This is a genomic window from Streptomyces sp. YS-3 (assembly GCF_045257485.1).
Lineage (GTDB): Bacteria > Actinomycetota > Actinomycetes > Streptomycetales > Streptomycetaceae > Streptomyces.
In genome coordinates, this window is the sequence record NZ_JBJHPC010000477.1 from 1 (window position 1) to 5,595 (window position 5,595).

The following is a 5,595-nucleotide window of genomic DNA, read 5'->3' on the forward strand; positions in this document are numbered from 1 at the left end:
CCCCGGGAGGGGGTGCGGCAGGGGGTTACAGCCCCTGCCAGGCCGGCTTGTTCGCGTACGTGTGGCGGAAATACTCCGCCAGCTTCAGCTTCGACGCCGCCCCCTCATCCACCACCACCGTCACATGTGGATGCAACTGCAGCGCCGACGCGGGCACCACGGCCGCCACCGGCCCCTCCACGGTCTGGGCCACCGCCTCCGCCTTGCCCTCGCCCGTGGCGAGCAGCACCACGTGCCGCGCCTCCAGGATCGTGCCGATGCCCTGCGTGATGACGTGGTGCGGCACCTGCTCGATGTCGTCGTCGAAGAAGCGCGCGTTGTCCACCCGCGTCTGCTCCGTCAGCGTCTTGATCCGGGTGCGGGAGGCGATCGAGGAGCAGGGCTCGTTGAAGCCGATGTGCCCGTCGGTGCCGATCCCGAGGATCTGGAGGTCCACACCCCCGGCCGCCACCAGCGCCCGGTCGTACGCGTCGCACGCCGCCTGGACGTCCGCCGCCGAGCCGTCCGGCCCGATGAACGAGTCCGGGCCGAGCCCGAGCGGCTCCACGACCTGGCGGATCACGGTCGCGCGGTAGGACTCGGGATGGCCGGCCGGCAGCCCGACGTACTCGTCGAGCTGGCACACCCGCGCCCGCGAGACATCCACCGCGCCCGCCGCGACCTTGGCCGTCAGCGCGTCGTAGATGGGCAGCGGGGTCGAGCCGGTGGCCACGCCGAGCAGGGCGTCGGGCTTGCGGCGCCACAGCGCCGCGATGGTCTCCGCGATGAGCTCGCCGCCCGCCTTGGCGTCCGGGACGATGACAACTTCCACGTGGGCCTGCCGATCTGGAGAGGGACGTACGTAACTGACCAGGGTGGTATAGACCAATCTAGCAGAGCGGGCCCGCCCCCCGCTGGCGGTCGTACCGTCCGCCATGGTCGACTGAAGGGGTTTCGGCAAGGCGTACAGAGACCGCCCCTGGGAGGCATGGCGTATGTCGTCGACACAGACCGGGGCGCCCCACGGCGAGCAGCCCGGCCGGATCATGCACGGGGAGATGGCCGAGCAGCCGGCCGTACTGCGCCGCATCCTCGCCGACGGGGCCCCGCGCATCCGCGAGGTGGCCGCCGCGATCGCCGCCCGCGCCCCCCGCTTCGTCCTGCTGACCGCCCGCGGCACCTCCGACAACGCCGCCCTGTACGCCAAGTACCTGCTGGAGATCCGGCTCGGGATGCCCTGCGGGCTCACCTCGATGTCCACGACCACCGCGTACGGCGCCCGCCCCGACCTCAGCGACGTCCTCGTCATCACCGTCAGCCAGTCCGGCGGCTCGCCCGACCTCGTCGACTCCACCCGGGCCGCCCGGCGCGCGGGCGCGATCACGCTGGCCGTCACCAACAACGCCGACTCACCGCTCGCCGCCGTCTCCGAGCACCACATCGACATCCTGGCCGGGCCGGAGAAGGCGCTGCCCGCGACCAAGACGTACACCGCCTCGCTGCTCGCCCTCTACCTCTTCGTGGAGGGGCTGCGCGGCGGGGACGTCTCGGCGGCCGGGGCGCTGCCGGGGCTCGCGGACCGGATCCTGGCGCGCCAGGACGAGGTGCGGCAGCTGGCCTCGCGCTACCGCTTCGCCGAGCGCATGGTCATCACCTCGCGCGGCTACGGCTACCCCACGGCCAAGGAGGCCGCTCTCAAGCTGATGGAGACCAGCTACATCCCCGCCCTGTCGTACTCCGGCGCGGATCTGCTGCACGGCCCGCTCGCCATGGTCGACAACATCTCGCCGGTGATCGCGGTGGTGACCGACGGCCGCGGCGGCCAGGCGCTCCAGCCGGTGCTCGACCGGCTGCGCGGCCGGGGCGCCGACCTCTTCGTCGTCGGCCCCCGGGCGCAGGTGGACGCCGCCTCCGCCGGGTTCGTCCTGCCGGTCGAGGGCGTCCCCGAGGAGCTCCAGCCGGTCCTGGAGATCCTTCCGCTGCAGCTCCTCGCCTACGAGGTGACCATCGCCCGCGGCCAGGACCCCGACGCCCCCCGCGCCCTGGCGAAGGTGACCGAGACCCGCTGACCCGGGTGCGAAGGGGGCCCGAGGGGTGGAACGGGCTAGGCGTAACGCCCCGCGCATGGCAGGCTCGTACCCGCCTGGAGCAGGGCCGGCAAACGGATGGACAGCGATGAATGGTCTAGTCCACAATGGCCCAGCAGGCCCCCGGCCTCCCCGCACAGGAGGCCGGACCGAGGAATCCGGCGCTCTCTGCCCTGACGGCGCCGAGGACCTCCCGTAAGGCCGAGGGGCACCGCACACCCGTCGGCCGGCAGTTCCGGGCTGCGGTGCCGGACGGGCCGAGGGTCCCGCCCCGGCGCCGTAGCCCGCGCGGGTACCCTCGCTGACGTGCCCTCCATGAACGACCTCGTACGCCAGCACACCGCTCTCAGTGAATCCGACCTGGAGTGGCTCCATCTGCTGGTCTCGGAGTGGCAGCTGCTCTCCGACCTCTCCTTCGCCGACCTCGTGCTGTGGGTGCCCACCCTCGACGGCACCCGGTACGTCTCCGTCGCGCAGATGCGGCCCAACACCGGGCCCACCTCCTACCAGGACGACATGGTCGGCCATCTCGTCCCGCGCGGCCGGCGCCCGCTGCTCGACGCCGCCCTGGACGAGGGCCGGATCGTGCGCGAGGGCGACCCCGAGTGGCGCGAGGAGGTGCCGGTGCGGGTCGAGTCCATCCCCGTACGCCGCGAGGGCCGCGTCCTCGGGGTGATCGCGCGCAACACCAACCTGCTCACCGTGCGTACCCCCTCCCGGCTGGAGCTCACCTACCTCCAGTCCGCCTCCGACCTCGCGCAGATGATCGCCGCCGGGTCCTTCCCCTTCCCCGGGCAGCAGGTCGACATGGACGCCTCCCCGCGCGCCGGGGACGGCCTGATCCGGCTGGACGCGGACGGCATCGTCCAGTACGCCTCGCCCAACGCGCTGTCCGCGTACCACCATCTGGGGCTCGCCTCCGACCTGGTCGGCCAGCACCTGGGGGAGCTCACCGCCCAACTCGCGCCCTCGCGCGGGCCGGTGGACGAGGCGATCGCCAAGCTGGCCAGCGGCTACGCCCCGCGCGAGACCGAGGTCGAGGGCAGCGGCGGGGTCATCCAGCTGCGCGCCATCCCGCTCAAGCCCAAGGGCACCCGGATCGGTTCGCTGGTGCTGCTGCGGGACGTGACCGAACTGCGTCGGCGCGAGCGCGAGTTGATCACCAAGGACGCCACCATCCGGGAGATCCACCACCGGGTGAAGAACAACCTCCAGACGGTGGCGGCCCTGCTGCGCCTCCAGGCCCGGCGGATCGACTCCGCGCAGGGGCGCGAGGCGCTGAACGAGGCGGTACGGCGGGTCGGCTCGATCGCGATCGTGCACGAGACGCTCTCGCAGAACCTGGACGAGCGCGTCGAGTTCGACGAGATCGCCGACCGGGTGCTCGCGATGGTGGCGGAGATCTCCCCGGGCAAGGTCGTCTGCCGCCGTACGGGCCGCTTCGGCATCCTGGACGCCGAGGTCGCCACCCCGCTCGCGATGGTCCTCACCGAGATCCTCCAGAACGCCCTCGAACACGCCTTCGCCCAGGGGGAGCAGGGCACGGTCGAGGTCTCGGCGGTGCGCGGCGGCACCCGCGAGGACGCCCGGCTGCTGATCACCGTGCGCGACGACGGCCGGGGGCTGCCCGAGGGCTTCGACCCCCAGACGGCCGGCAACCTGGGTCTGCAGATCGTCCGCACCCTGGTCGAGGGCGAGCTCGGCGGCGCGTTCGACATGGTGGCGGCGCCGGAGCGGGGCACCCAGGTGGTGCTCGACGTGCCGGTACGGGCCGACAAGTAATCCCCGGGCGCGCCCGGCGGGCGGGCCGCACACAGCAGCGAGCCCCGGACCGCGAACGGTCCGGGGCTCGGATGCTGTGGGTTACTTCTGCTGCGCGCTGCGGCTCGGGGGGCGGTAAGTGCGTACTCGCTGTACGCGCCGCGCGGGCCTAGGCAGGAGGGGGGATCAGGCGGTCGCGTTGCGCGCCCGGTTGCGAGCGGCACGGCGCTTCATCGCGCGGCGCTCGTCCTCGCTGAGGCCACCCCAGACGCCGGAGTCCTGGCCGGACTCGAGCGCCCACTGCAGGCACTGCTCCATGACGGGGCAGCGGCGGCAGACGGCCTTGGCTTCCTCGATCTGCAGCAGCGCAGGACCGGTGTTGCCGATGGGGAAGAACAGCTCGGGGTCTTCCTCACGACAAACGGCGTTGTGACGCCAGTCCATGGCTGCTACCTCTCTTGGTGTTACGTATGGGTGCTTGTGAATGTGAACGCTTTCACGAATCCCCCCGCAAGGGAAGGGCCGACTTCCAGTTGGACTGGTTGTGGTCCGGAGTTTGAGGAGGGGTTCTGGCTCTCACGGAGGCTGGTGTTGCGGGCCGTCCCGATCGCCATGTAGAGATTCGCAAACCTCGGCGGCGGATACAACCCCTTCCGGAAAGTTTTTTTTGATTCCTCGGTGTCGACTGGGTCACAGTCGTACTTCTATGGGGTGGGGCCCAGCCCAAACGTTCGAGTTAAAGGACTTTCGGCCCTTCCACTCACACAATCACACGCAGTGCACGGCGTACGCCTGTGAACGTCACGCTCGTACGCAGACCGAGGTGGTCGCCGTCCATCTGGAAGGGCAGCGGGGCCTTGGAATGCAAGGTGAAGGCCGTGAGGTCATGCAGTGAAACCGCGTGCTTGCCGTGTGGACCCTTCTCGGGGGTCGAGGTCAGCAGCTGGGTGGCGTAGCGGGCTGCCGAGGAGGTCGAGAGTCTGGTGAGCGAGAGCACATCGAGGGCCGTCTCGAAGGACGCCTCCGGAGTCGCGTACACCGGCCGGTTGCCCAGGTAGGTCCACGGGGAGGTGTTGCAGACTATGGACATCACCAGGTCCTCGACCGGGTCCTGCCCGGGCCGCTCCAGGGTGATCGTGCCGTGCCGCCGGTGCCGCTCGGCGAGGAACTGCCGGGCCACCTGGCGCAGGTACAGGCTGTGGGTGGAGCGTCTGCCGCGTTCGCGCTGCTGTTCGACCCGGCCGACCACGCCCGCGTCGAAGCCGAGTCCGGCACAGAACGTGAACCAGCGGTCCGGGACGCCCTCGTCCTCGGTGCCCGGTGTGCCGGCCGCGAGGCCCAGGCTCACCGTGCGGCCCCGCCCCTCGCGCAGGGCGTCCAGCAGTATGCCGGTCGCCTCCACGGGCTCGTTCGGCAGCCCGATCGCGCGCGCGAAGACATTGGTGGAGCCGCCGGGGACCGCCGCGAAGCTGGGCAGGTTCTCCGGATCGGGGCCGTTGTGCAGCAGTCCGTTGACGACCTCGTTGACCGTGCCGTCCCCGCCGAGAGCCACGACCAGGTCGATGTCGCTGCTCTCCGCGGCCCGCCGCCCGAGGTCGCGGGCGTGCCCCCGGTACTCCGTGGTCACGGCCTCCAGCTTCATCTCACTGGCCAGCGCGTGGATGAGGACATCACGGGTGCGGGCACTGGTGGTGGTAGCCGCCGGGTTGACCACGAGAAGTGCACGCATGGTCGCCAGAGTACCTACCGGGCGGTACCGGGCGCAGTC

5 protein-coding genes are annotated in these 5,595 nt (G+C 71.2%); 2 read left to right on the forward strand and 3 right to left on the reverse strand.

The genetic code is table 11. From position 1 onward, the window contains the following. Positions 1–25 precede the first annotated feature (25 nt). The gene (nagB, locus tag ACJA3G_RS28595) at positions 26–811 is read right to left on the reverse strand and encodes a glucosamine-6-phosphate deaminase (RefSeq protein ID WP_406555930.1); all 786 of its coding nucleotides are present in this window, start codon (positions 809–811) and stop codon (positions 26–28) included. Between the two features lie 163 nt (positions 812–974). Here nagB and ACJA3G_RS28600 point away from each other — a divergent pair, with 163 nt between their 5' ends. Then, entirely contained in the window at positions 975–2,048 is a 1,074-nt protein-coding gene (locus ACJA3G_RS28600) for an SIS domain-containing protein (RefSeq protein WP_406555931.1), read from the forward strand. 333 nt (positions 2,049–2,381) lie between these two features. After that, the gene (locus ACJA3G_RS28605; RefSeq protein ID WP_406555933.1) at positions 2,382–3,848 is read left to right on the forward strand and encodes a sensor histidine kinase; all 1,467 of its coding nucleotides are present in this window, start codon (positions 2,382–2,384) and stop codon (positions 3,846–3,848) included. A 165-nt stretch (positions 3,849–4,013) separates the two neighbouring features. Here ACJA3G_RS28605 and ACJA3G_RS28610 read toward each other — a convergent pair whose 3' ends face one another. Beyond that, on the reverse strand, positions 4,014–4,271 hold the full coding sequence (locus ACJA3G_RS28610; protein WP_004937597.1) for a WhiB family transcriptional regulator: 258 nt from the start codon (positions 4,269–4,271) through the stop codon (positions 4,014–4,016). A gap of 316 nt (positions 4,272–4,587) precedes the next feature. Next, entirely contained in the window at positions 4,588–5,556 is a 969-nt protein-coding gene (locus ACJA3G_RS28615) for a diacylglycerol/lipid kinase family protein (protein WP_406555932.1), read from the reverse strand. Positions 5,557–5,595: the final 39 nt, after the last annotated feature.